This is a genomic window from Sulfitobacter sp. HI0027 (assembly GCF_001634775.1).
GTDB lineage: Bacteria > Pseudomonadota > Alphaproteobacteria > Rhodobacterales > Rhodobacteraceae > Sulfitobacter.
This window is the reverse complement of sequence record NZ_LWER01000243.1, coordinates 1-807: the sequence shown is the minus strand read 5'-3', so window position 1 is coordinate 807 and position 807 is coordinate 1. Positions and strand designations below refer to the sequence as shown.

General features: G+C 63.9%; 1 protein-coding gene. It reads right to left on the bottom strand.

All coding sequences use genetic code 11. The annotated features are described in order from the left end of the window. Nucleotides 1–91: 91 nt before the first annotated feature. A partial coding sequence (locus A3722_RS15015; protein WP_150120502.1) for a TolC family protein occupies nucleotides 92–807 on the bottom strand: 716 nt, incomplete at its 5' end.

Here is an 807-nt window from a genome sequence, read left to right as displayed (position 1 = left end):
TGCCCCCATGCTTTGGAGGACACGAGCGTTGCACCCGCAGCACCGGCCCCCAGCAGTTGACGTCTGTTCATCATCTGGTTGCTTCCTTGTCTCAATGTCCGCCGCCGCCACCGGCGGCGATTTGTGTCTCTCCACCGGCACCACCGCCGCCGCTGCCACCGCCGTAGATTGCGGCAGTCAGACCAGCCGAGGCCAGCCAGAACTCACGCTTGGCATTGGCCGCTTCAAGCTGGCTCCCGATCCTTTCGCGGGCGTCATTCAGCAGGTCGAAGGTGCTGGTGATCATGCCGTTGTTGCTCAGCAGTGCCTCCTCATCGATGGTACGCCGCAGCGGCAGCACCACGTCCGAATAGTGCCGCGCAATCTGGTGGCTTGAGCGGTAGGCCGTGGCCGCAGCACGTGCTTCGGAGCGGACGTTCACCGCGCGTTCGGCCAGCACATTGGCCGCTTGCAGATAGCTCAGCTCGGCCTTGCGCAGCCGCGCTTTGCCGCTGTCGAAGATTGGGATCACGAACTCAAACTCGACCTGCGGTGACACGCTGGTTTCAATCTCGCCGTTCTCTTCCTCCCGTTCGATTTCGGCCCCGGCGATGACTTCGAGATCGGTCAGGGTACGGGTCGCATCGGTCAGGCCATAGGCTTTGGCCGTGGCCTCCAACCCCAGCCGGGCGACTTCCAGATCAACCCGATTGGCCAGTGCCAGCCGTTCGATGCCCCGGTGGCTGCTGACCGTGTTCGGCACACGCGGCAGGGCATCGGGCACGTAATAGGCCACGTCCTGCCCCCAACGGCCCATAAGTCGGGTCA